The sequence below is a fragment of the Geobacillus sp. BK01 genome (assembly GCF_052220245.1).
Lineage (GTDB): Bacteria > Bacillota > Bacilli > Bacillales > Anoxybacillaceae > Geobacillus.
Window position 1 is genome coordinate 299,532 of sequence record NZ_JBQPTH010000002.1, and the last position, 22,474, is coordinate 322,005.

General features: G+C 55.3%; 23 protein-coding genes. 8 read left to right on the forward strand and 15 right to left on the reverse strand.

What is annotated here, in order from left to right; all coding sequences use genetic code 11:
- The first annotated feature begins 31 nt into the window (after positions 1-31).
- From ACTVDO_RS03880 to ACTVDO_RS03890, 3 genes are all read left to right on the forward strand, one after another.
- The gene (locus ACTVDO_RS03880) at positions 32-997 is read left to right on the forward strand and encodes a hypothetical protein (protein ID WP_442901107.1); all 966 of its coding nucleotides are present in this window, start codon (positions 32-34) and stop codon (positions 995-997) included.
- Positions 998-1,153: 156 nt separating this feature from the next.
- Positions 1,154-2,158, forward strand: a complete 1,005-nt coding sequence (locus ACTVDO_RS03885; RefSeq protein WP_020959770.1) for an LLM class flavin-dependent oxidoreductase — start codon at positions 1,154-1,156, stop codon at positions 2,156-2,158.
- 4 nt (positions 2,159-2,162) lie between these two features.
- Positions 2,163-2,810: an MOSC domain-containing protein gene (locus ACTVDO_RS03890; protein ID WP_020959769.1), complete on the forward strand. Its 648-nt coding sequence runs from the start codon at positions 2,163-2,165 to the stop codon at positions 2,808-2,810.
- Positions 2,811-2,919: 109 nt separating this feature from the next.
- On the opposite strand, the gene ACTVDO_RS03895 is transcribed toward ACTVDO_RS03890, so the two are convergent.
- The 8 genes from ACTVDO_RS03895 to ACTVDO_RS03930 form a co-directional block, all read right to left on the reverse strand.
- Positions 2,920-4,719: an ABC transporter ATP-binding protein gene (locus tag ACTVDO_RS03895; protein WP_020959768.1), complete on the reverse strand. Its 1,800-nt coding sequence runs from the start codon at positions 4,717-4,719 to the stop codon at positions 2,920-2,922.
- The gene (locus tag ACTVDO_RS03900; protein WP_442901082.1) at positions 4,703-6,439 is read right to left on the reverse strand and encodes an ABC transporter ATP-binding protein; all 1,737 of its coding nucleotides are present in this window, start codon (positions 6,437-6,439) and stop codon (positions 4,703-4,705) included. Before ACTVDO_RS03900 ends, ACTVDO_RS03895 begins: the two co-directional genes overlap by 17 nt.
- A 273-nt stretch (positions 6,440-6,712) precedes the next feature.
- The gene (locus ACTVDO_RS03905; RefSeq protein WP_442901083.1) at positions 6,713-7,141 is read right to left on the reverse strand and encodes an STAS domain-containing protein; all 429 of its coding nucleotides are present in this window, start codon (positions 7,139-7,141) and stop codon (positions 6,713-6,715) included.
- A 67-nt stretch (positions 7,142-7,208) separates the two neighbouring features.
- Complete coding sequence (locus ACTVDO_RS03910; RefSeq protein WP_442901108.1) at positions 7,209-7,619, reverse strand: ATP-binding protein; 411 nt, start codon at positions 7,617-7,619, stop codon at positions 7,209-7,211.
- A gap of 26 nt (positions 7,620-7,645) precedes the next feature.
- On the reverse strand, positions 7,646-9,091 hold the full coding sequence (locus tag ACTVDO_RS03915; RefSeq protein WP_442901084.1) for a SpoIIE family protein phosphatase: 1,446 nt from the start codon (positions 9,089-9,091) through the stop codon (positions 7,646-7,648).
- A 231-nt stretch (positions 9,092-9,322) separates the two neighbouring features.
- A complete protein-coding gene (locus tag ACTVDO_RS03920) occupies positions 9,323-10,426 on the reverse strand; it encodes a GerAB/ArcD/ProY family transporter (protein ID WP_442901085.1) in 1,104 nt (367 codons plus the stop codon).
- A 57-nt stretch (positions 10,427-10,483) separates the two neighbouring features.
- On the reverse strand, positions 10,484-11,692 hold the full coding sequence (locus ACTVDO_RS03925) for a Ger(x)C family spore germination protein (RefSeq protein WP_442901086.1): 1,209 nt from the start codon (positions 11,690-11,692) through the stop codon (positions 10,484-10,486).
- On the reverse strand, positions 11,689-13,314 hold the full coding sequence (locus ACTVDO_RS03930; protein WP_442901087.1) for a spore germination protein: 1,626 nt from the start codon (positions 13,312-13,314) through the stop codon (positions 11,689-11,691). Before ACTVDO_RS03930 ends, ACTVDO_RS03925 begins: the two co-directional genes overlap by 4 nt.
- Before the next feature lie 129 nt (positions 13,315-13,443).
- Here ACTVDO_RS03930 and ACTVDO_RS03935 point away from each other — a divergent pair, with 129 nt between their 5' ends.
- Positions 13,444-13,671, forward strand: coding sequence for a hypothetical protein (locus tag ACTVDO_RS03935; RefSeq protein WP_442901088.1), 228 nt, complete (start codon positions 13,444-13,446; stop codon positions 13,669-13,671).
- Positions 13,672-13,709: 38 nt separating this feature from the next.
- Here the strand turns inward: ACTVDO_RS03935 and ACTVDO_RS03940 are convergent, their stop codons facing one another.
- The 4 genes from ACTVDO_RS03940 to ACTVDO_RS03955 all read right to left on the reverse strand — a co-directional run bounded on the left by ACTVDO_RS03940 (position 13,710) and on the right by ACTVDO_RS03955 (position 17,510).
- Positions 13,710-15,428 (reverse strand): ABC transporter permease, encoded by a 1,719-nt coding sequence (locus tag ACTVDO_RS03940; protein WP_442901089.1) that lies wholly within the window; start codon positions 15,426-15,428, stop codon positions 13,710-13,712.
- The gene (locus tag ACTVDO_RS03945; protein ID WP_442901090.1) at positions 15,403-16,302 is read right to left on the reverse strand and encodes an ABC transporter ATP-binding protein; all 900 of its coding nucleotides are present in this window, start codon (positions 16,300-16,302) and stop codon (positions 15,403-15,405) included. The genes ACTVDO_RS03940 and ACTVDO_RS03945 overlap by 26 nt, the downstream gene beginning before the upstream one ends.
- Entirely contained in the window at positions 16,268-16,675 is a 408-nt protein-coding gene (locus ACTVDO_RS03950; protein ID WP_442901091.1) for a GntR family transcriptional regulator, read from the reverse strand. Before ACTVDO_RS03950 ends, ACTVDO_RS03945 begins: the two co-directional genes overlap by 35 nt.
- 124 nt (positions 16,676-16,799) lie before the next feature.
- The gene (locus tag ACTVDO_RS03955; protein WP_442901092.1) at positions 16,800-17,510 is read right to left on the reverse strand and encodes a DUF421 domain-containing protein; all 711 of its coding nucleotides are present in this window, start codon (positions 17,508-17,510) and stop codon (positions 16,800-16,802) included.
- Between the two features lie 297 nt (positions 17,511-17,807).
- Here ACTVDO_RS03955 and ACTVDO_RS03960 point away from each other — a divergent pair, with 297 nt between their 5' ends.
- Positions 17,808-19,004 carry an MFS transporter gene (locus tag ACTVDO_RS03960; protein ID WP_020959755.1) on the forward strand — a complete coding sequence of 399 codons (1,197 nt, stop codon included), beginning with the start codon at positions 17,808-17,810 and terminating at the stop codon, positions 19,002-19,004.
- Positions 19,005-19,081: 77 nt separating this feature from the next.
- A complete protein-coding gene (locus ACTVDO_RS03965; RefSeq protein WP_442901093.1) occupies positions 19,082-20,374 on the forward strand; it encodes an ATP-binding protein in 1,293 nt (430 codons plus the stop codon).
- 55 nt (positions 20,375-20,429) lie between these two features.
- Here the strand turns inward: ACTVDO_RS03965 and ACTVDO_RS03970 are convergent, their stop codons facing one another.
- Positions 20,430-20,636, reverse strand: a complete 207-nt coding sequence (locus tag ACTVDO_RS03970; protein WP_020959753.1) for a DUF6501 family protein — start codon at positions 20,634-20,636, stop codon at positions 20,430-20,432.
- 171 nt (positions 20,637-20,807) lie between these two features.
- Here ACTVDO_RS03970 and ACTVDO_RS03975 point away from each other — a divergent pair, with 171 nt between their 5' ends.
- The gene (locus ACTVDO_RS03975; RefSeq protein ID WP_020959752.1) at positions 20,808-21,581 is read left to right on the forward strand and encodes an SDR family NAD(P)-dependent oxidoreductase; all 774 of its coding nucleotides are present in this window, start codon (positions 20,808-20,810) and stop codon (positions 21,579-21,581) included.
- Positions 21,582-21,647: 66 nt separating this feature from the next.
- Positions 21,648-21,824, forward strand: a complete 177-nt coding sequence (locus ACTVDO_RS03980) for a hypothetical protein (RefSeq protein ID WP_020959751.1) — start codon at positions 21,648-21,650, stop codon at positions 21,822-21,824.
- Positions 21,825-22,005: 181 nt separating this feature from the next.
- Here the strand turns inward: ACTVDO_RS03980 and ACTVDO_RS03985 are convergent, their stop codons facing one another.
- A complete protein-coding gene (locus tag ACTVDO_RS03985; protein ID WP_041267900.1) occupies positions 22,006-22,200 on the reverse strand; it encodes an NETI motif-containing protein in 195 nt (64 codons plus the stop codon).
- 100 nt (positions 22,201-22,300) lie between these two features.
- On the reverse strand, positions 22,301-22,450 hold the full coding sequence (locus tag ACTVDO_RS03990) for a DUF2639 domain-containing protein (RefSeq protein WP_020959749.1): 150 nt from the start codon (positions 22,448-22,450) through the stop codon (positions 22,301-22,303).
- Positions 22,451-22,474: the final 24 nt, after the last annotated feature.

Genomic DNA, 22,474 nt, shown 5'->3' on the forward strand with positions numbered 1-22,474 from the left:
CGGAAAGGAGGCGTTTGCACCATTGATTTATATGAATAAACACATGACCCCGCGCGTGTACGAACCGGCTGCCACCCCGCCCGCATCCCACCCGGTGTTTTATTACCGCCGCACGGCCGCACAACAAATGCTCGAGCAGCAAGAGCAATGGTTCGGGCAGCTGGCAGAAAAGCTCACCCAGCTTGAAGCCGCCATCGAAGAAGAGCGAAAAAAACAAACGGAACAACGTGAACAGATGGCGAACGTGTTCGCCCGCTTCGAACAGTCGATCGCTGCCGGCTGGGCGCAGCAAAGCGGACAGCTTGCCGACGCGCTGGCCGAGCTCGGACAAACGGTGATAGCCGGACAGACAGCACAGGCCAACTATTACGAAGAGATCACTGCCATGTTGGACTTTCTTCAGCAAACGGCCGAAACCAGGCAAAAACAGCAAGAAGCGCAAGGCGGGCAGTGGGCGGAAGCGCTCGCCCGCATGGAGCGGTTGCTTATGGAAGCACAGGCGGAGCAGGCCGCGCTGACCGAAATGCTCGGGCGTCTCGAACGGTCGATCACCGCCCAGCAGGAGCGGGAGGAAAAGCGGCAATCACTGTGGGAGGAGCGACTGGCCAAGGAAGAGGCGGCACAGCAAGCCGTCATTGAATCGCTCACCGTACAAAGCGAAGCGATGCGCCGGCTCGAGCAGCGGACGGCCGAGCGCGAACAGCTGGCGGAAGGAATGGCCGTCCGCCTCGAAGGGCAGGAACAATTGTACCAAAAGTTGATGGAACAGCTCGAGCTTCAGCACGTGTTCCACGAGACGGTCATCGAACGGCTTGAAGCGCAAGAGGCAGCGCAATACAAAGTCACCCGCCAGCTCGACAGCTTAAAGGAAGCGTTGTATGAACGGTGTTCATTCATCGTCGACAGCGTCAGGCAGCTGTTTCATTCCTTTTTTCCTAAGCGCAACCCAAAAGCCGACCGCCAGACGGCCGAGCAAAAACAGTCGGTCAGCCTGTGAACTGCCAAGCATCTTGATGAGATTAGCCGATCCGCCGGCAGCGGATCGGTTTTTGCTGAGCAGGTGGGCAAATGAATGGACAAATCGCAATAAAACAGCGCATAATAGAAACTAACCATTTTTTCCACCGCTACGGCGGAAAAAGGAGGAATCGCAATGGCGCTGCAACTGAGCGTCCTCGACCAGTCGCCGATCGCGGAAGGCATGACGGCGGAAGAAGCGCTCGAGAACACCGTCAAGCTCGCTCAGCATGTTGAACAGCTCGGCTACAAGCGGTTTTGGGTGTCCGAACACCACGATACGAACAGCCTTGCCGGTTCGTCCCCAGAAGTGTTGCTCGGCCATATCGGGGCGAAAACAGCGACGATCCGCATCGGCTCAGGCGGCGTGATGCTGCCGCATTACAGCCCGTATAAAGTGGCGGAAAACTTCCATGTGCTTGCCGGCCTTCATCCCGGTCGCGTCGATCTTGGCGTTGGGCGGGCGCCAGGCGGGATGCCGCGGGCGACAATCGCGTTGCAAGGCGACAGACGGCGTCCGGTTGACCGCTACCCGGAGCAACTTGACGATTTGCTTGGCTATTTGTATGACGCCTTGCCGCCGGTTCATCCGCTGTATGGCGTGAAAGCGACGCCGATCGTGCAGTCCCCGCCGGAATTATGGCTGCTCGGCTCCAGTTCGGAAACGGCGAAGCTGGCAGCCGACAAAGGGTTGCCGTACGTGTTCGCCCTGTTTATCAACGGGGAAGGCGGCGAACATTATATGCGGCTGTACCGCGACCGGTTTGTTCCATCGCCGTATTTGGCCGAGCCGCGCGGAATGGTCGCCGTGTTTGCGATTTGCGCCGAAACGGATGAAAAAGCGGAATGGATCGCCGGCAGCCTTGATTTAACGCTCTTGATGATCGAGCAAGGAATGGCGGTCAACGGCACGCCAAGCCCGGAAAAAGCGGCTGCGTATCCGTACAGCCCGTATGAGCGCAAACGGGTGGAAGACAACCGGCGGCGGATGATCGTCGGCAGCCCGGCGCGCATCAAAGATCAGCTATACCGGCTGAGTGAAGCGTATGAAACAGAAGAAATCATGCTGGTGACGATTACATATGATTTCAACGACAAGCTCGCCTCCTTCCGGCTCATCGCCGAGGCGGTATGGAGGTGAAAGCGTGAAGATCATTTCCATCAACGTCGGAAAGCCGAAAATCCTCAACATGGACGGCCGTCCGATTGCGACCGGCATTGACAAAACGCCGGTGGAAGGGCCGATCGCCGTCGGCAAGCTCAACTTGACCGGTGACGGACAAGCCGACCTCGTCCACCATGGCGGCGAGGATAAAGCGATTTGCGCCTATCCGTCCGACCATTTTCCCTATTGGGAGCAGCAATACGGCCGCCCGTTCGCCGCAGGCGCCTTCGGGGAAAACTGGACGCTCGCCGGCTTGACAGAAGACGATGCGTGCCTTGGCGACATCTACGCTGCCGGCACGGCGCTCGTGCAAGTGTCGCAGCCGCGCCAGCCGTGCTTCAAATTGGCCGCCCGCCACCAGCTTCCCGATTTGCCGAAGGCCGTCTGTCAGACAGGAAAAAGCGGGTTTTATTTCCGCGTCTTGCAAGAAGGCGTCGTCGAGCCGGGCGCGCCGCTTATTCTCATGGAGCGCGGGGCCGGGGCGCTGTCGATCGCCTATATAAACCGCATTTCCTATCATGACCGCGGCAATGTAGCAGCCATGGCGCAAATCGCCCGCCATCCCGCCTTATCCGCAAGCTGGCGCAAAGAATTGTTCGAGCGGCTCACGGCCCGGACGCGGCCGTAACGCACCGAAGCAGACGCCCCGCCGGCCTTTCATATGGCGGAAAACGGCGTCCTGTCCCCCCGGCTTCGGCTCGATGGACGGACGCCGTTTCTTTCGTTTTGGCTTCCTTCTATGCCTGTTGCATCGCACGCCCCCAGTAACGGCGATACAGCTCGAAGTAAAACCCTTTGGCCGCCAGCAGCTCCTCGTGCGTTCCTTGTTCGATCACGTTCCCTTCATTCAGCACAAGAATGCGGTCCGCGTTTTGAATCGTGTTCAGCCGATGGGCGATGACAAAACATGTCCGCCCGTTCATAAGCCGGGCCAGCGCCTCTTGGATGCGCACCTCGGTCACCGTATCAATGTTGCTCGTCGCTTCATCCAAAATCAATACCGCCGGATCGGCGATCATCGCCCGGGCGATGGCCAACAGCTGCCGCTGCCCTTGGCTAATCCCGCCGCCCCCGGACGTCAAGACGGTGTCATAACCGTTCGGCAGCTTCATAATAAAGGAATGGGCGTTTGCCTTGCGGGCCGCTTCCTCCACTTCTTCATCCGTCGCCTCAAGCCGCCCATAGCGAATGTTGTCACGAATCGTCCCGGCAAATAAAAACGTATCCTGAAGCACAAACGCCATATGCCGGCGCAAGCTTGCCCGCTTGATCGTCCGGCTGTCGCGGCCGTCGATCAAAATGACGCCTTCATCCGGATCGTAAAAGCGGGTCAGGAGCTGCAATACGGTCGTTTTGCCGGCTCCGGTCGGACCGACGAGCGCGACCGTCTCCCCCGGTGAGACGGAAAACGTCACGCCAACAAGGGCAGGACGCCGCTTGTCATATGAAAACACGACATCGCGAAATTCAATGCGCCCGTCAAGCCGGTCAAGCGCCTCCGCCCCTTGTTCATCTTCCGCTTCGTTCGGCACATCGAGAATTTCCAACACCCGCTCCGCACCAGCCAACGCGGACAACAGGGTGTTCCATTGGTTCGCCAAGTCGTTGAGCGGGCGGGTAAACTGGCGGGCATATTCAACAAATACGACGATCGTTCCGACTGACACGGTTCCCTTCGCTGCAAGCCATCCGCCGATGCCGGCAATGAGCGCAAAACTCAAGTTGTTTAAAAAGTTCATCAACTTCGGAATGAAACCGGAATACGTTTGCGCCCAAAACCCGGCTTGTTTCAGCTCGGCGTTTTTGCGTGCCAGTTCCGCTTCCACGCGCTCTTCCTGGGAAAACAGCTTCACGACTTTTTGGCCGGAAATAACTTCTTCAATAAAGCCGTTCATCTCGCCAAGCGCGCGCTGCTGCTCACGGAAGCGCTTTTGCGTCCGGTTTGTGATCCAGCGCATCCCGGCATACATGAGCGGAACGACGGCGAACGTTACGACCGTCAAAGCGACACTAAGCGAAACCATCACCGCCATCGCGCCGATGAGCGTCAGCGTGCTTGCAATCACCTGGATAACCGTGCTGTTAAACGTCTGGCTCATATTATCGATATCGTTTGTAATGCGGCTCATTAATTCACCTTGCTGACGGCGGTCAAAAAAGGAAATCGGCAGCTCATGAAAATGGCGAAACAGCCGCGTTCTAATCGCATGCACCGTCCGTTGGGCGACGTCGACCATCCAATAGTTTTGCAAAAACGTCGCTGTGCCAAGGGCGGCATAAATCGCCAGCAACAAAAGCAACATCCCGGCAAAGCCGTCCGTTTTCTGCTCAACGATATACAAATCGACTGCGCGGCCAATCACGTACGGGCCGGCAAGCGTCAACGCCGAGCTTGCGACCACCATCGCCACCGCCGCGAGCAGCTTCCGCCTCTGTGGGGCGATAAACGCCCAAAGCCGCCGCAATGTGCCGACGCTGTTTTTCGCCCGCTGCTTCCCCCTAAGATGTGCTCCGTGATGGCTATGCCGTAGTGACATTGCTTGATCCCCTCTTTCCTTCTTGCGTGGCGACAATTCGCCGGTACAGTTCGCTTGTCGCCAGTAACTGTTCATGGCTTCCTTGGGCGATTAACCGACCGTCCTCCAAAAGCAAGATCGTATCGGCCGCCATCGCCGTGCTCACTTTTTGCGTCACCATCACGGTCGTGCACGCATGCCGCCGCAATGCGGCGAGCAACTTCGCCTCCGTCGCCGCATCGAGCGCGCTCGTACTGTCATCCAAAAGCAAAATACACGGGTTGCCGACTAACGCGCGGGCGATCGACAGCCGTTGCTTTTGCCCGCCCGATAAATTGACGCCTTTTTGACCAACTACAGCGTCATACCCGTCCGGAAATCGAGCGATCGTGTCGTGGATTTGCGCATCGGCCGCCGCCGCAACAAGCTCCTCCATCGCCGCTTCCGCTTTGCCAAAGCGGAGATTATCGGCGATCGTGCCGGAGAATAGCAGCACTTCCTGAGGAACGAAACGGACAGCCATCCGCAGCTTTGCTGCCGAGAATTCGCGCACATCAATGCCGTCAATCAACACCCGTCCGGCGCTTGGCACATACAAGCGGGGAATGAGCTGAAGAAGCGTCGATTTCCCGGATCCGGTCGCCCCTAAAATCGCCGCCGTCTCTTGCGGACGGATGACAAACGATACGTCGGAAAGGGCGTCATGCCCGCTGTCCGGATAACGGAACGAAACGTGTTCAAACCGAATTTCACCGCGCCGGACAGTCAGTCCGTCCGTCTCGCCCGTCCCGTTTCGCTCTCTCGGCGCGTCAAGCAGTTCGGCAAGGCGGGCGGCTGAGGCCCGCGCCCGCGACAATGCCATCGCAATGAAGGTAAACATCGATAACGCCGCCGTCGCCCTCGTCGCATAGTTGACAACGGCAACGACCTGCCCGGCGCTCGCCGTCCCGGACTCGACATCGAGGCGGCCAAAAAACAGAACCGCGACGATCGCCGCGTTCATGACAAACAATACTACCGGCGCAATCGTCTCGACGAGACGGAGCACCCCCATTGTCTGCTGCATCAGTGCATCGTTTGCCGCGGCAAACCGCTGCTGCTCGTACGTTCCCCGCATCCACGCCTTAATGAGGCGCATACCGGCCAAATTTTCGCGCATTACACCGTTGACGCGGTCTAACGCCCGCTGAACGGCGGAAAACGACGACACCGCCTTTTTCATCACCCACAATAAAAAAGCGGCCGAAAGCAGAACAGCCACTGCCAAAATAAACGCTAGACGGGGATGGACGACGAACGCCATCCCGACGCCAAAGACGACGAGAAGCGGGGCGCGCAAGGCAATGCGCAAACTCATAAACAGCATGTTTTGCACCTGTGTGACATCGTTTGTCATCCGGGTAATGAGTGAAGCCGCCGACAGCTGTTCAATGCGCGCCAATGACAGCGACTGAATGTTCGCAAACAGCGCCGTCCGCAGTGCAAAGCCGTATTCTTGCCCGACGTAAGCAGCGGCAAATGAGTTGGCGATGCCGGCAACAAACGCCAACAGCGAAGCGCCAAACATGACGGCACCCCAAGTGAAAATGGCGGTGATGTCCCGTTTCATCACCCCATCATCAATGATTTTCCCCATCAGTAGCGGCTGCCAAAGTTCAATCGCCAGCTCTGTCAACATGAATAGCCAGGCTAAGGCCATCCATCTCCGGTACGGCCGCAAATAAACAAGCACTCGCCGCACGTTGCGCCACTCTCCTCTCCCTGTTCCGACCGCGGTGCCGAGCCTTCTCTTTCCTTCATTTCTAGTTTTATTCTAAACTCGAAACATTTCTTTGACAACGGTAGCGCCTTTAGAACTTGTTTGCCATATGAACAAAAAACCCCGAACGGACGGTCATGGCCGCTCGGGGTCTCGCAGCGCCAACGTGCGCTGCCCGTCAACAGTTAGCCCAACAGCGGTTGTAACACTGCCGGGCCATCTCTTTTGTCACCACTCCGCTCCAACGAGACTTGTCTACAGTTGACATTGCTGCCATGCTGAATAAAGCTCCTCTTGGCTGACAAAACCCGGGGAGCTTAGCGGGGGGAGCGACAGAAGCTGCTGCTCATTGGCAACAATCGGCAATAGCCGGTCAAGCTTGGCAATTAATAAAATCTTTTCTAGCACAGCATTATCCCGGACGATCATAGCCATCGCACGGTTGGCACTGACCACTTGCTTGAAAAAGCGGACAAGAAGCGCCAATCCTGTGCTGTCCAAAAACTGGAGGCCGCTTACATCGATCATGACAAGGTGGCGCTTGACGGCGGCTGCCGCCATCGCCAGCTTCTGTTCCGCGGCAAGCTGCGTATCATAAGCAAGCCGCCCGGTCAACTTAATGCACTCGTATGCAGGCTCCGTAACCATTTCCAGTTCAAACGACAACCGATGCTGTTTCATCATATCCTCCTATCGTTGACCAGCCATGCCCCGCTCCCCCGCGTTCATCGGGCCGCCGGGCTAAAACGATCTATGTTGCCTCTCTTTGCATTTTCATTACCAGCATCCGCCGACCGCCCGCACGCTCCACTAGAGCCATCGCATCCATAATTTCGTGAATAAGCAATAGTCCGCGTCCCGATTCAGCCAGGAGCACATCGGCGAGCGTTTTTCCGCCAAGCTGCTTCATCGTTTCCTTTGGAATGCCGCCGCCGTCATCCTCGACCGCCACTGTCACTTCATCATCCGCAACGAAAAAAACCAATGAAACCGTCCCTTCTTCCAGTCCTGCCTGCCGAACGGCTTTGACAGCATTCACAATCGCTTCGTGCACTGCCAACACAAACAGTTCGACATCGCGGACGGCAAAGAAACGGGCGGCTTGCTCTGCGATCAAATCGCAAACGGCAATCGCCTCCTCGCTCGCCTTGCAGCACACCATCCACTTGGCCGCCAAGCTGTCCCCACCTACCCGTGGACTGTAATTGACAACAAACAAATATCATCGGCCGGGCTGGCGAGCGAAGGGCCTTGGCTTATTAACCGTTCTAGGAAACCTTTATCCGACAAATGGCGGTACATCTGGGTGCATGTGCGAATTTTCTCGATGCTTTGCAAAATCGATGGATCCATTTCCTCTAAAATGCCGTCCGTATATAAAAGCAACCGGGCCCGTCTGCCGTAATCAATCACGCCCTTTTCAAACGGCAAAGAAAACGGGCTGCCAATCGCCAAACCGCCTTTATCCAACTCATGCACGCTGCCGTCGTCAAGGACAAGCAGCCCGGCCGGATGGCCGGCATTCGTGTATTCAATTTTCCGTTTTTTTGTATCAATCACTAAGTAAATCATCGAAAACAAATAACGAATGTCATTCGCCTCGTCCGGGAATAAATTTTGCACATGCTTCTCCAGCTCACTCGCCACGGAAACGGGATCAATGACGCGCACGATCAACCCGCGCAGGAGCGAGCGAAGCAACATGCTCACTAAAGCCGAGGAAATACCGTGACCCATCACATCGATGACGATCACCCCGTAGCGGTATAAATCGATTTGGTAGCAAGCATAAATATCACCCGATAAATCATCGGACGGAATATAAATGGCTTCCATTGTCACCGCCTTATTTTGGATAAGGGGCGTCAACAAATGGTGCTGAATTTTTTTCGCCAACTCGACCTGTCGCCGGCGCTCAGCCTCCTTTTGTTTCCGTTTGGTGATATCTTCGGCAATGACAACATACCCGCTTGAACTCGGCACCGGAATGACCGCATAAGCGATATTGACCGGCGTGCCGTCTTCACGTTGCACAATTCCTTCACCGCACTGCCGCTTCTCAGGGGGGAACGGGAGCGGCGTTTGACCGCTGTGACGGAAAAGCGTCCATATCGGACGGCCGACCGCCTCCTCTTTCCGGCGCCCGAACAGCGTTTCAGCGCCGTCCCCCCAGTCTTGCACCGTCCCGTCCGCCGCTACGGGAACAACCGCAAACGGCACGGAGGCATAAATGGTGCGCAGCACCTCAGCCGATGCCAAAGGGAAGGTAGATGGCGCAGAATCCCGTTCAGCAAAATGCCAAACAAGCCACTCTCCCTCGCTGCCTGCCAAGGCATAAACGTTCACCCGACTCGCGTACACTTGCCCCCCTTTTACGACATAGTGCGCCTCTCCTTGCCAATATCCGTCCTTTTTCACTGCCTGGGCAATATGGTCAAACAAGCCGGCAGACCGTTCCGCCGGAAAAAGAGAACGAGCCGGCCGCCCGATCAATTCGTCCTTGGCAAATCCGAGCCGCTGTGTCATTCGCTCGCTGACCGCGAGAATGAAAAAACGGCGGTCCGTAATCATCATGCCGCTGCCCAACTGCTCCGCGTCTAGCTGGTCGATCGCCTGTACATTCGCTTTCACCATCGTTCAACCCTTTTTCTTTAATAGTAGAATCTATAGTCCTCAGCCGACACCGGCTTCCTGAAACAAACAATGCGACCCGGCGCCGGGCTTCTTCCACCCCGCCTTCGGGATGTATTTTTGTCGTCACCAAACCTATTTGTTTCCAAAAAAAGAAACAATGCTATTGTTTCATTCGCGCTTTTTCGTCCATTTTCCTTCTTGTTTCGGCCAAAACCATCTAGTCCGTTTTTCTTATTTTGTCGGTTGGCTGAACCGCCGGCGAATCACCGCAATGACGAGAAGCAACACCGGAATGATAATTTGCAGCGGAATGTGCAAATAAAAGGTGACAATTTTCAACCCTTCATGAATATGCTCGGCGTAGCTGCTGGCAATAGCGACCGACAACAGCAACACGAGCAAGCCGAGCGGATAGACGAGCCGCTGGTGGCTTGAAACGCCAAACAGGTTGGCTGCCCCGACAACCCCGGCGTAAAAAAAGACCGATACTTTAAAAAAGCCGCCGATAATGAGCGCGATCATAAAAAAGACGTCGAGCCGTTCCAAAAAATGAGCCACTTGCACACGGCGGATCGTATCGAGCAGCGGAAACGATGAACGTGACGCTGCATCCGGGCCCAGAACCGCCATATTAATGGCCGAAATAATAGCTAAGTTCAACCCCGTGAGCACCATGCCGGTTATCCCGACCCGTCCGACTTTCACCGGGTTGTTGAGATACGGAAACAGCATCGTAAACACGATCATCTCGCCAAACGGCACGTACAGCGTTTCGGTGAACACCGTTTTCCATACCCGCCTCCATCCTTCCTCAAGCACGGGCTGCAGCTGGGTTACGTCCACCAGCCCGGAAACAAAAACAAGGGCAAATCCGGCGAACGCCAAAAAGTAAAGCACTGTCAAAAACAGTTCGCCGGTGCGCACCAACACTTCAAACCCTTTATAGGCGCCATACATGATCGCCAGCGCCATAATGGCGTTTAACACAAACAATGGCGTCTCAGGATAGGCGAACGTCAGCAGCAGCTCGCCGAAATCACGCAGCACGCGGGCGGCAATATAAAGAAAATAGGTAATATAGACAACAGCCAACAGCTTGCCGAGCGGCGCCCCGACGATGTGCTGCATATACGCGGTCAGCGGCTCGTTCGGATAGTACTCGAACAAGCGGCGGTACACGAAAAAAAGCAGCAGCCCGAGCGCCAAACTAAGCAAAATGGCGATCCATACGTCTTGCTTGGCGCTCACGCCAAGCGGAATGACGATGGCGCTGCCATGTTCAAACAGCACAATGAGGACAAACATTTGTCGTGCATTGACTTTGACGCGTTCCAACCGAATTCACCGCCTTTGTCTAGTCAACTCCCCCATGCCGGCTGCACCGGCGATGATTTATTCTTTTTCCACATATGGCTTATTCCGCAACCCGGTGCGGCGGATATAGATATCGGCCGTTACGGTGACATCCAGTTCGGGAAAATAGCGGTCGTGCCACTCTTTCTCGATGTCCTTCCAGAAGCGTGGGGCCGCGCGGTGAACAGCGTCGCCAAACCCGAAAATATCCGTTTTTTCGCGTTGGGCCGCTTCAATGGCTTTTGTGACTTCCTGCTTGACGTTGCGTTCAAGTTCCTTTTCTAACCGGAATAAAACGCCGGCATCGGCTAAGTTAATGGGAACGCGGGCCTCGTTGATGTCCCCCTCCGCCTCGATATGGACGAAAACAGCCGGTCGGCCGTTTTTTACTTTCGCCTCCACATTTGTTTTCGCCCGCACTGTCCGATAGCCGATCACTTCCTTTTTTCCTTCCCACGGAATGGTGAGATTGGTTTGATGAATGCGGTCAAGCACCCAAAGCACGCCTCTTGCTGTCGACCCGTTCACCCAACGGACGAGGCGGTCTTGTTTAAACAGAGCAAGCCCGGCTAACTTGAGGCGGGTGTCCGGCACAGATGACTGAACATTTTCCTGCCGCTTCCCTTTCTCGGGATCACCTTCAATGGTGACGCCGGTCACCACCGGATTTCTCTCGGATGAGGCAATGCTGCGGATCGTCAACCAAACATCGGTATGGATCGTGTGTCCCCACGCCATCTCAGAAAACTCAAGCGTTTTAATAATTTGGTTGGCGGAAATTTTATCGATCGGCGTCAACATCGAGAGCACCTCCTTCGCCGAATGGCCGCGGGCGATGACAAGGCGGGCGGTCGTCCGAAACTGATGGTGCCGCTCCATCGCGTCGAACAACCCGTCCACCCCTTCGCGTGCCAACTCTTCGCCGATGACGACCAAGTTCGTATGGGCATAGTACAGGAGACGTGATACTTTTTCCGACGCCTTCCGGCTCGCTTCGGTCAAGCTGTCCCCGGTCGATGTATAAATCGATATCGGCACGCCGGCTGCCCCTCCGCCGCGCTGCGTCGCCCCGGCAACGTTGCCCGGGTTGACGACTTGAAACGAAACTAAATAGTTACCGTCTTCCGCCTTATCGAGGCCAACGGCGATGACAAACGCCAAATCGGTTAATTCCTTTTGACTCCAACAACCCGCAAGCAAGCAGACACAGGCGGTAAGCGGTATGAACATGGCGAGCGGCCGTTTCATGATCCATCCCCCTTCTCCTGGCGCGATGGCGCTGGTGGTGTCGGTTTTTGGTCACCCGACTGACGGACGATATTTTTTTGGCTCATCAGGCGCGGCCGTTCGCGGAACATCCATGTCGGAACGCGGAACAGCGTATCGCCCATGTTCGACGGCGTAAACGGAGCGAGCGGCGACATGTACGGGACGCCGAACGAACGCAAGCTGCATAGATGAATCGTCATCACCAAAATGCCCATCATAATGCCGTAAAATCCGAACATCGCCGCCAAAAACATGAGGCCAAAGCGAATGAGCCGCGCCGAAATGGCAATGGCAAACGACGGCGTCGCAAAGCTCGCAATGGCGGTAATCGAAACGACGATGACCATCGCCGACGAGACGAATCCGGCCTCAACCGCCGCCTGGCCGATGACTAATGCCCCGACGATCGACACCGCCTGCCCGATGGCGCGCGGCAAACGGACGCCGGCCTCCCGCAAAATTTCAAACGTCACTTCCATGATAAGCGCCTCAACGAACGCCGGAAACGGCACCGCCTCGCGCTGGGCGGCGACGGCAATCACAAGCTGGGTCGGGATCATCTCTTGATGAAACGTCGTCGCGGCGATGTAAATGGCCGGGGCGATGAGCGAAATAAAGAAAATCAAGACGCGCAAAAAACGAAGAGCGGTGGAAATATCAAACCGGGCATAATAATCTTCGCCCGCTTGGAAAAACTGAATAAACAACGCCGGTGCAATAAGGACGAACGGCGTCCCTTCGACCAAAATCGCCACCCGTCCCTCGAGCAAATTGGCGGCGACAATATCGGGCCGTTCGGTATGGTAGATTGTCGGGAATGTCGTAAACGTTTGATCCTCGATCAGCTGCTCAATATAGCCGGACTCAAGCACGCCGTCGATGTCGATGCGGCGGAGGCGCGCTTTCACTTCTTCCACGATCTTGTCATTGACAATTCCTTTCACATACATGATGGCAACGTCCGTTTGCGTCACCGTACCGATTTGCATCGTTTCCAGCCAAAGGTTCGGATTTTTGATGCGGCGGCGGATCATCGCCGTATTCGTGCGCAATGATTCCGTAAACCCTTCGCGCGGGCCGCGGACGGCGATTTGCGTTTGCGGTTCTTCAATCGCGCGGTATTGGCCGCCTTTTGTGCTCGCGCTGACAGCAAACGGCGCCCCATCAATCAAGATCAAGGTCGCCCCGGAAAACAGATCAAAAAACAGCTGCTTCCACTCGGCGACATGTTTCACGCCGCCGACGGCGGCAAGCTTTTTTTCGATCCATTGAAACCGCTCCCGTTCCTCAAGGGCGAGCGGAAACGACGCTTCCAGCAGCGGCATGAGCAAAAATTCGTATACATTTTTTTCATCGACGAGCCCGTCGACAAAGACAGCAGCCGCTTTTACTTGTTTTTCGTGCCCGAGCGAAAAACGGCGAATGACAACATCACTGCTTTCTCCGGTCGCATGGCGGATAATGTCGATGTTGACCGAAAGTTCCGCCGACATCGGTTCTTGCGGAACATCGGTCGCTTCACCGCTATGATCGGCTCCTTCTTGCTGCACGCCGTCGTTCATCTGCCCTTTTTGCCGGCGCATTCCCCACTGGAACAACATGCCCCTCTCCTCCTTGCTCCGTGTCATTTTTATCCTCCATTATAGGCAATCCGCCAAAAGTGTATACGAGGGCGCATCATTCCTCCTTCGCCAGCGAACACTAAGCGAAAAAGCGGCAGGTGGCTTGCATTGAAAGTTGTCTTCATCTCACTCGCCTTTATGCTGCTGTTAGGTGGAACAGCCGTAGGGACGGACTTGTTGTTAGGACTAAGGTTGTACCAATCGTTTCATAACGTGCTCAATCCGTTCCGGGTGATGGAAACGCCTGAACTGTTTATTTTGTTTCTTCTGATCGTTCTTTGGGCGCTTGATTTGTGTATGGCATGGCTTTGGCGGCGGAAAAAGACGGCATCTTAATGACAAACGGGCAAAGGATCGTCCTTTGCCCGCGTTCATCACTCCACCCTATGATCGGTGATGTTGTCCCACACGCGTCGCTCTTTCAGCCATTGGCGCACATGTGTATAGCCATCAGCGAGTACCATGGCGAACGAATCGCCGTCGCTTTGCAGCAGCTCGATTTCCCCTTGCGCGGTATGCACGCCAACCGTCATATTGTCCGCCGTCTCATTCCATAAATCTTGTTTTAGCGCCTCGATAAACGATTCAATTTCCTCCGGCTCAGCCAACACGACAACGTCGCGCCCTGTGTTGATGTTCCGGATTGTCACTTGACGGATGGGCGCATAGCCGCTTGGGCGAAGCAATAAATAGCGTTGCTGCTTATATTCGTCCGACTCCATAATGCGGCGAAAATGCGGCATATACGGCTCGACCGGCACCTCATAGCGGCGAAGGAGGCGCGTCCCGTCTTTTAACACATAGCCAATGGCGACCGGCTGTACGGTTTCAAAGCGCGCCACTCTCGGCTGATCGTGCACAAGCTGCTGATGGAACGCCCTGACCGCCTTCACGTTTTCTTCGCTGCGCAAAAACTGATCATATTCCTCAAACGAACGGCCAACCTCTTCCGGATGTTCAAATGCGTACACCGACTGGCCAAAATACACTTGCTGGATGTCCTCGATGGCCGGCACGCGCCGCTCGTAGCCGGTGATATCCAAGCGGACGCACCATACGACAGCCACCATAGCCGCCGCAAAGGCGACATACCCTTTCCACCGGCGGAAGACGCGCCACGTTTTGGCAATGACCATTTGCGCCATGGCATAACCGATAAGCGAAAACGCAACATAGCCAAATGCAATCCATCCCCACGCACGTTCAATCTGCCCGAAATAAAAGCCGCCGACAAGCCACGAGCAAAACGCCACGCCGTACACAAACAGCGGACGGAGCACCGGAAACGCAAGCGCCTGCCCGGCCGCTTCCGTCGGCCGCCGCTCGTACAGCCAAATGGACAACCCGAAAAACAGAAGCGACAGCAGCAGCAACAGCCCGGCTTCCCCCGCGCTCATCGCCTGATGTGCCAACATCGCATAGCGAATCGGCATCACCCATTGATCGAGTTCACTCGATAAATAGTACATATCCGGAAATCCGTATAACAACAGCGACAAGTTGCTAACTATCAGAACCATGATGCCGGCCGGAAAAAAGAGAAAAATAGTTGTCAGCGCGACATGAAGCGCCGATTGGCCGACAAGAACGCCCACCACAATGCCAAGCGCAAAGATGAGCGTTTCCATCACCAACGTTTCTCCGAACCATCGCCATACGTCCGCCGCGCCGATCGGCCATGGGAGATCAAGCCCGTACAAGCAGCCGACAGCGGCCAATGCCGCCGTCAACAGCGGCAAGACAAGCATGAGCCAACCATACACCATTTGCCCGGCAAGCAGCTCCGTACGGCGGATCGGCAAGCTGTGGATCAAATCAGCCGCTCGCTTGTCTTGCATGTAGCGGAGCACCGCGGCGGACGCCAACATCGGAGCAAACCAGGCAATGAGCGCCTCAAAGCCGTTGGAAATATCGTACACCGTCTCCCAGCGTGGGATTTCCCCGTTTTTCGGATCGTATTGCGAATACGCCAACCCCATCGGCAAGACGATGGCAGCGAGCCAAAACAACAAATGAACCACTGCCACCCAGCTGACTTGCCGCATGTTTTGTCCCCACATAGCGCGATTAGCCGACAATCGTTTCGCGGACATGAGCAGCTCCCCCCATTTCATACACAAAAATTTCCTCCAACGACAGCGGCAGGACGTCAAGAATGAGCGGGGCAAACGAACGCACCGTTTCTTCGATGGATCGTTTCTCGCCACGAACGACAAGCAGGGTGATGCTGCCGCGCTCCTCGCGATGCACGACGTCCAGGCGTTCCGCCAACTCCCGCGGAAACCCGCCGCGAAACGCAACTTGAATTTTATGCATCCCGGCGCGCAGCTCGTTCAAGTCGCGCTCCATTCGCACCGCCCCTTCCGCCATCAATCCGACGATGTCGCACAAGTCTTCAAGCTCGCGCAAATTGTGGGAGGAAATCACCACGGTCATGCCGCGTTCGGCCACTTCGTCAATGAACAGTTGTTTCACATATCGGCGGACGAATGCGTCGAGCCCGTCAAGCGGCTCATCCATAATGAGCACGTCCGGACGGACGGAAAAGGCGAGCCAAAACGCCGCCTGGCGCTGCATCCCTTTCGAAAACTGCTGGATTTTTTTGTCCGGGTCAAGCGCAAACATGGATTTCAGCTCAACAAACCGCGCGCGGCTGAACGACGGATACATCCGTTCGTAAAAGGCGGCCATTTGCCGGATCGTGGCGTGCGGAAAAAAGTAGACAAAATCCGGCAAAAACAACAGCCGTTGCTTGATGCGCACGTTTTCCCATACATCTTCGCCATCGATCATAATCGTTCCGCTGTCCTGGCGGAGAATGCCGGCCATCAGTTTCAACAGCGTCGTCTTCCCGGCCCCGTTCGGCCCCAGCAGCCCGTAAATCGCCCCGTTCGGCACGGTCATGTCGGCGCCGTTGACGGCCGCAAACCGCTCAAACGTTTTCGTCACGTTCTTTAGTTGAATCATCGCTCTCCCCCTCTTTCTCTCCTTCTCGAATCCATTGCCATAACTGCTCGTTCGGCACCCCTAAAAACCGCGCTTCCTTAACAAGGCGGATGACTTGGTCGCGAACGGCGGCAATCGCCTCCGTGTTTGGCTGCTTCGGGCGTGGCGCGACGAAACTTCCCTTTCCCGGAACGGAATAAATCCAGCCGTCGCGCTCCAGTTCCCGGTACGCTTTTTGAATCGTATTCGGATTGACCATCAGCTGTTTCGCCATCATTCGAACGGATGGCAGCTGATCGTGCGGCTGCCATAGCTCACGAATGATCATTTCCTTCATTTTTTCCATCAGCTGCTCGTAAATCGGCTGACGGCTTCGCCAATCGAGCTCAAACATCTCCCCTCCTCCTTCCTTTGTCATCACCGTACTATCACTAATAGTACACTTAAAACAGAAAAACAACAACGGTTTTTTCCAAAATAAAAAAGAATCCAGCACCTGCCGGATTCGTTGCTGCTTGCTACACCTTTAACCCGTTCGGCACCGCCGCAGCCGATTGGTACGTCTGCACAAACAGACCGTCGCCTTCGAGCCACTCGGCAATCAATACGTCTTCCCAAGAAGCAATCCCTTGTTTGCGCAGCTCAGCCTTCAGCCATTCCTCATTTTTTCCGAGTTCGGCCAGCTCATCGGCGAGCAGCTGGCCGTCGCGGACGACCGTCACCGGCACATAGACGGGGTGGGGCAACAGTTTGAAATCTTCGCGCGTCGTTTTTTGGTAATCGGCTTTTTTCAATACACTAATTTCCCCATCCGCTTCCAAATAACAAAACGCCACTTCACGAAGCGAAAACGTTTCATGTTTGCGAAGCAAACTTTGCAGCTGGTTGAACGTCAGGCGGCTTTTTTTCAGCGCTTCGTAGTCGAGAATGCCATCGCGGATGAGCGCGGTCGGCTTTCCTTCGCTCCATAAGCGAAACGACAGCCACTTTTGGCTCGCATATTCCACCGCCAATAACATCGCTCCCCAAAGGAGAATGGAATATATGATGTACCAAAGATGAATATGATCGTCATATAGCGCATTGCCGAGCAGCTCGCCAAGCACTACCGCAGCAATAAACGTAAACGGGCTCATTTGGCTGATCAGCTTTTTGCCGGCGATTTTTACCACCGCAAACAGCAACACAAACCCGATGACAAGCTCAAGAGTGAGTTGAAGCCATTTCACCGTCTCGCCCTCCTTGGCAAAGCCGTTTTTGGTGTTATTGTCCCCGATGGCCGGCATGATCCGTTTTCCGTCGGGAAATGGATTGATTTCCCAAAAAGCATACTAACTACAATGTCTTACCAAATGAATGAGGAAACAGGAGAAGTGGCCGATGAATCAGTAGTGGTTGTCAACGATGGCCGCCGCATATATCGGTCATGCAAACGACCGTCCGCAAGAAGGGAATTGAAAGTGTTAAAAAATCCATTATAATGAAAATATTAAAACAGAGAACTCATGCAGAAACGGGGGGGTTTCATGAACGCTCACTCGGAACGAGCCGGCGCCGTCGGCATGACCGTCTACCCGATTTTGTTCGCCATCAGCCTCGGCCACTTTTTGAACGATGCGATGCAGGCGGTCATCCCGGCGCTCTTTCCGATTTTGCGGTCGACGATGGAGCTGTCGTATACGCAAATCGGTTGGATTGCGTTCGCCTTAAACATGACGTCATCGATCATGCAGCCGGTCGTCGGCTTATGGACGGACCGGACGCCATCGCCGCGCTTTTTGCCGCTCGGCATGGCGGCGAGTTTGCTTGGCATGGCCGGGCTCGCGCTGGCGCCGAACTTTTGGTTTGTCTTGTTATCCGTGCTGCTCGTCGGGCTTGGCTCGGCCGTTTTCCACCCGGAAGGGGCGCGCGTCGTCTACTTGGCGGCCGGAGCGCGGCGGGCGTTCGCCCAATCGATTTATCAAGTCGGGGGCAATACCGGGGGGGCGTTGGCGCCATTGTTCACCGCCTTGGTTTTCGTACCGTTCGGCCAAAAGGGTGCGGCGTGGTTTACCCTCGCCGCGGCGGCAGGCATTGCTCTGCTTTGGCGCGTCTCGCAATGGTATGGGCATGAACTTGGCAGCCCGTCAACGCCGGGCAAAACAAAAAAGACGGCGCAGCGCACCGATTCCGGGCGGCCGGTCATATTTGCGCTCGTGCTGCTCGTCTTTTTAGTGTTCGCCCGCTCGTGGTACTCGGCCGGCATCTCGAACTATTATCAGTTCTATCTTATGGAAACGGCCCACATCTCGGTGCGCGAGGCGCAAGTGTACTTGTTCGCTTTTATGATCGCCGGCGCGGTCGGCACGCTCGCCGGTGGGCCGATCGCCGACCGGTTCGGCAAACGAAACTTGATCATCTGGTCGACGCTTGGCACCGCGCCGTTTGCGCTCGCCTTGCCGCACGTGCCGCTTTCGTTGGCGCTGCCGATCTTGCTCATCGCCGGGTTTGTATTGTCATTAAGTTTTGCGACGTTTGTCGTCTACGCCCAAGAGCTGCTGCCCAACCATGTCGGCATGGCGTCCGGACTCATTGTCGGCTTGGCGTTTGGCATGGGAGCGCTCGGGGCGGTGGTGCTTGGCAAAATCGCCGATTTATCGTCGCTTGGCACGCTCATGCGGCTTTGCAGCGCGCTGCCGCTCCTTGGCGCCCTAGCCGTCTGGCTGCCAAAAGATCGGGCATAACAAATCTATTTTTCTTTTCTTCTCTTTCCGATATAATGAGAGGCGATGATGCACATTGAGTTAGGAGATTTTTTTGTATGGCAGGTTTCTATATCAACCAGCACGTCCTTAACAATTTGTTTTACATTTTGGTCACGGTGTTCGCCTTTTCCTTCATTTACGACCATAGTGCGGCGATTCAGCGCAAACCGTTGTACAGCCGGGCGCTGCTGGCCGTTTGCATGGCGCTGGCCTCCGTCCTCTGCATGAAATTTCCCATTTACGTGGATCCAACGTGCATCCACGATTTCCGGCAAATTCCGTTTTTGCTCGGAACGCTCTATGGCGGCAGCGCGGTTGGGGCGGTGCTTTTTGCCGTGTCCATGCTGGCGCGCACGATCTTGTACGGATTTCAGCCGCTCACAGTTGTTGTCTATGCCATTATGTTCGTGGCAGCGTCGGCCGTCTCGCCACTGTTTCAGCGGCTGCCCCGGCCTGCCAAGCTGTTCACTACACTTTGGCTGACGTTTTTGCTGGCGGTGCTGACAACGTTTGTCGCCATCATCATCGCTGATTTTCCGGTGACGAAACCGTATATCGTCTATTTCATTCTTATGCCGCCGTTTGTCATGATGTTTGCCGCCTATGTCATGGAGACGCTCCATGAGGCGCAGCTCGCCCGGGTGGAGCTGATGAAGATGGAAAAAATGGAGATCGTCAGTCAGCTTGCTGCCAGCATTTCGCATGAAATTCGCAACCCGCTTACGGTCGTGAAAGGATTCATCCAGCTGTTGCAAACTAGGCCGATGCCGCGCGAAACGGAGGAGCGGTACATTCGCATCGCTTTAGAAGAAGTCGAGCGAGCGGAAGCGATCATTCATGATTATTTGACGTTCGCCAAACCGGCGCCAAAAAAGACGGAACCGATTGATGTCGCCGTTGAGCTGCAGAGAGTCATCCAAATGATTCAGCCGCTCGCCCATATGCATTCGATCGAAATTTCCTCTTCCTTGAAACATGGTGTCGTCATCGGCAATGTACAATATTTTCAACAGTGCTTCCTCAATTTAGCGAAAAACAGCATCGAAGCGATGCCGGACGGCGGCCGGCTCCACATTTCGGCGCATAGGCAAGGCGGGGCGGTCGTCATCACGATTGTCGACAACGGCATCGGCATGACGAAAGAACAAGTGCGCCGCTTTGGCGAGCCGTATTTCAGCACAAAAGAAAAAGGAACCGGCCTTGGCACTATGGTCGCCGTCAAAATTATTGAGCAAATGGGCGGCACGTGGACGATCGAAAGCGCCGTTCAAAAAGGAACGACGTTGACGGTCACGTTGCCCGCGGGCCGGGTGCAGCCGCCGGCTTCGGAACAGAGCGCCGCCGGCTGAGAAAAAAACGGATGCGTGGCCGCGCATCCGTTTTTTTTTTTCGCCGCTTGGGCGGTCACTTGACTTCTTCAAAGTAATCTTTGTAAAACCCGCCGACTTTCCCGCTGTTGTCGACGACAAAATAAAATTCCTCTGTTTCATTTTTGACATCGTACACGTTTCCCGGCGTTAACACGTTGTTGACAATATACTTTTCGGCGTTGGTATGGATGCATTTCACCTTTTTGACCGTCGGTCGGGTCGCCCATGTGTAATGAATCATTGTGTCATCCCCTTGTCTATATGTTGTTCTCCTTTTTATTGTAACGGGATGGGGCGCTGTCTGCAACGTACACTTCCCGCTTCTTGCCAGAGGCTCATTCCAACGATTGGCGGCAGCGGTCGGTCATGCTATCATGGGGATGTACCGATGATGCTGAAAGGGGAGACTCCAATGTTTTTGCCTTCGTTTCGCTTAGATGGAAAAACGGCGCTCGTGACCGGAGCCGGACGCGGCATCGGCCGGGCGGTCGCGATCGGGTTTGCCGAAGCCGGAGCCGATGTAGCGCTTATCGCCCGCACGAAATCGGATTTGGAAGAAACGGCAGGCCATATCGAACGGTTCGGTCGAAATGCGTACATATATCCGCTTGATGTCACCGACCGAGAAGCCGTGCACGACGCGGTCGCTGACGTCAAACAACAAGCCGGCTCGCTTGATATCGTGGTCAACAACGCCGGCATGAATATCCGCACTCCGGCTTTGGATGTGACGGACCATGAGTGGGAGACGATCATCAATACGAACTTAAAATCGGCGTTTCTCGTGTCACAAGAAGCCGGACGCGTGATGAAAGAACAAGAGCAAGGTGGAAACATCATCAACATGGCTTCTGTCGCCGGCTACGTCGCCTTGCGCACCGGCGTCGTGTATGCGGCCACCAAAGCGGCGCTCATCCAAATGACGAAAGTGTTGGCGTTTGAGTGGGGGCGCTACGGTATACGTGTTAACGCCATCGGCCCATGGTATTTCCGGACACCGCTGACAAAAGCACTGCTTGAAGACGAAACGTATGTCAACGACATTTTGGCCGTCACCCCGCTCAAGCGGATTGGCGAGCTGCCTGAGCTCGTCGGTCCGGCTGTGTTCCTCGCTTCTGATGCATCGAGCTACATGACCGGCCAAACACTGTTTGTCGACGGCGGCATGACGATCAACGGCTTTTGAGTAAAGCACACCTTGATGGCGCACCCTAATAAACGCGGCCGGCCATATCGGTAAGGGGGTGCAACGATGAGTGAACAAGAAAGCAAGCGGCAATTCCAGGACGACCTAGATCAATACCGGATGGATAACGTCATTCACGCCCCGAAACATTATGTGTACCAAGTTGGCTATGAAGCATCAAGCGGCAACCCGACCGGCGATCACCGGGAGGCGAGGAAAACGCGCGAATGGCCGCACCGCTAGACCGGAAAGGAACCCCCTTTCCGGTTTTTTTTTTGGCGGATCCATATCGTGCTTTGTATAGGCGGCGACCATCGAAAAAAACTTCTTGGCCGGTTTTTTGGCGGATTCTTTCGCCCCTGTCGCCGCGGCCGGTGAACTTGCGGCCGTGCCTTCAGCCTATGGCGAAGCCAACAACCGCCCGTTATGGCTCGTCGCGCACTGCCTCAAACTCAATGATGCGCCCGCACGGCTCGACCGTTGTTTCGCCATTCGTTTCCACTTCGCGGAAAATCGGCTGCTCGATGCGCCGGACCGGGCGGTATCCTTCTTGCTTCATTCGCGCTAAACAGGCGGCAATCGTTTCCCCTTCTGCTACCGTAAACCGTTTTTTCTTCATCGCTTCCGGCGCGGTCCCTCTCTTGTCAACCAACGGGTGCGCCTCCCTCCTTTCCCTTGTAGGTTGCCCCAAAAAAAGAAGCCGGATCGTTCCGTCCAGCTTAACGTGCCTTTTGTACATACTTGCGGTATAACCCGTACAGCTCCGTTGCCTTGTATGTCTCAATTTTTTTCCGTCCGACCGGATGACGGGTGATGCCTGCCTTTTTCAACTCAGCCACGAGCCATCCTTTCGAGCCGAAATACGCCATGGCGCTCCCCCCTTTTTCATGCGC